The organism is Shigella sp. FC1544 (genome assembly GCF_001722145.1).
Lineage (GTDB): Bacteria > Pseudomonadota > Gammaproteobacteria > Enterobacterales > Enterobacteriaceae > Escherichia > Escherichia coli.
On sequence record NZ_MECT01000251.1, the window covers coordinates 1 to 1,920 of the forward strand.

A 1,920-nucleotide genomic window follows, 5' to 3' on the forward strand; every position below is an offset into this window, starting at 1 on the left:
CTTTCTGTTCCATAACAGGTGTCCACTAGTTGAAAAGGTGGGCACCTACGTTACCAATACAGGCTTAATGGCTACATACGGCGGTCAGTTTACGCTTACTATTAAGCCAACAAATAAACTGAAAAAGTTTGTGCGCGATGCTTTCCTCTATGAGTCAAAATGGCCCCAAATGTTTCATCTTTTGGGGGAAAACTGTGCAGTGTTGGCAGTCAAACTCGTTGACAAAACAAAGTGTACAGAACGACTGCCCATGTCGATTTAGAAATAGTTTTTTTAAAGGAAAGCAGCATGAAAATTAAAACTCTGGCAATCGTTGTTCTGTCGGCTCTGTCCCTCAGTTCTACAGCGGCTCTGGCCGCTGCCACGACGGTTAATGGTGGGACCGTTCACTTTAAAGGGGAAGTTGTTAACGCCGCTTGCGCAGTTGATGCAGGCTCTGTTGATCAAACCGTTCAGTTAGGACAGGTTCGTACCGCATCGCTGGCACAGGAAGGAGCAACCAGTTCTGCTGTCGGTTTTAACATTCAGCTGAATGATTGCGATACCAATGTTGCATCTAAAGCCGCAGTTGCCTTTTTAGGTACGGCGATTGATGCGGGTCATACCAACGTTCTGGCTCTGCAGAGTTCAGCTGCGGGTAGCGCAACAAACGTTGGTGTGCAGATCCTGGACAGAACGGGTGCTGCGCTGACGCTGGATGGTGCGACATTCAGTGAGCAAACAACCCTGAATAACGGTACTAACACCATTCCGTTCCAGGCGCGTTATTATGCAACCGGTGTCGCAACCCCTGGCGCAGCTAATGCGGATGCGACCTTCAAGGTTCAGTATCAATAACCTACCCAGGTTCAGGGACGTCATTACGGGCAGGGATGCCCACCCTTGTGCGATAAAAATAACGATGAAAAGGAAGAGATTATTTCTATTAGCGTCGTTGCTGCCAATGTTTGCTCTGGCCGGAAATAAATGGAATACCACGCTGCCCGGCGGAAATATGCAATTTCAGGGCGTCATTATTGCGGAAACTTGCCGGATTGAAGCCGGTGATAAACAAATGACGGTCAATATGGGGCAAATCAGCAGTAACCGGTTTCATGCGGTAGGGGAAGATAGCGCACCGGTGCCTTTTGTTATTCATTTACGGGAATGTAGCACGGTGGTGAGTGAACGTGTGGGTGTGGCGTTTCACGGTGTCGCGGATGGTAAAAATCCGGATGTGCTTTCCGTGGGAGAGGGGCCAGGGATAGCCACCAATATTGGCGTAGCGTTGTTTGATGATGAAGGAAACCTCGTACCGATTAATCGTCCTCCAGTAAACTGGAAACGGCTTTACTCAGGCTCTACTTCGCTACATTTCATCGCCAAATATCGTGCTACCGGGCGTTGGGTTACTGGCGGCATCGCCAATGCCCAGGCCTGGTTCTCTTTAACCTATCAGTAATTGTTCAGCAGATAATGTGATAACAGGAACAGGACAGTGAGTAATAAAAACGCCAATGTAAGGAAATCGCAGGAAATAACATTCTGCTTGCTGGCAGGTATCCTGATGTTCATGGCAATGATGGTTGCCGGACGCGCTGAAGCGGGAGTGGCCTTAGGTGCGACTCGCGTAATTTATCCGGCAGGGCAAAAACAAGTGCAACTTGCCGTGACAAATAATGATGAAAATAGTACCTATTTAATTCAATCATGGATGGAAAATGCCGATGGTGTAAAGGGGTGATGCTGCCAACTTACTGATTTAGTGTATGATGGTGTTTTTGAGGTGCTCCAGTGGCTTCTGTTTCTATCAGCTGTCCCTCCTGTTCAGCTACTGACGGGGTGGTGCGTAACGGCAAAAGCACTGCCGGACATCAGCGCTATCTCTGCTCTCACTGCCGTAAAACATGGCAACTGCAGTTCACTTACACCGCTTCTCAA

The 1,920-nt window shown here is 48.4% G+C and carries 4 protein-coding genes and 1 pseudogene; all 5 read left to right on the forward strand.

The features are described from left to right. Positions 1-262 (forward strand): hypothetical protein (locus tag BGK49_RS30745; RefSeq protein WP_206779258.1); only part of this gene is annotated, 262 nt, incomplete at its 5' end. Between the two features lie 26 nt (positions 263-288). Next, complete coding sequence (gene fimA, locus BGK49_RS13420) at positions 289-837, forward strand: type 1 fimbrial major subunit FimA (protein WP_000695563.1); 549 nt, start codon at positions 289-291, stop codon at positions 835-837. Between the two features lie 64 nt (positions 838-901). Then, a complete protein-coding gene (gene fimI / locus BGK49_RS13425; RefSeq protein WP_000824117.1) occupies positions 902-1,441 on the forward strand; it encodes a type 1 fimbrial minor subunit FimI in 540 nt (179 codons plus the stop codon). Positions 1,442-1,477: 36 nt separating this feature from the next. Next, a pseudogene (fimC, locus tag BGK49_RS13430) lies at positions 1,478-1,717 on the forward strand (type 1 fimbria chaperone FimC); the annotation flags it as partial. A 56-nt stretch (positions 1,718-1,773) separates the two neighbouring features. Further along, positions 1,774-1,920, forward strand: a 147-nt coding sequence (locus tag BGK49_RS27065; RefSeq protein ID WP_001393286.1) for an IS1 family transposase, incomplete at its 3' end; no start/stop codon positions are given.

Bases quoted from the DNA above. Each gene is read 5' to 3' on its own strand.
- fimA (WP_000695563.1), top strand. From the start codon at position 289: ATGAAAATTAAAACTCTGGCAATCGTTGTTCTGTCGGCTCTGTCCCTC.
- fimI (WP_000824117.1), top strand. From the start codon at position 902: ATGAAAAGGAAGAGATTATTTCTATTAGCGTCGTTGCTGCCAATGTTT.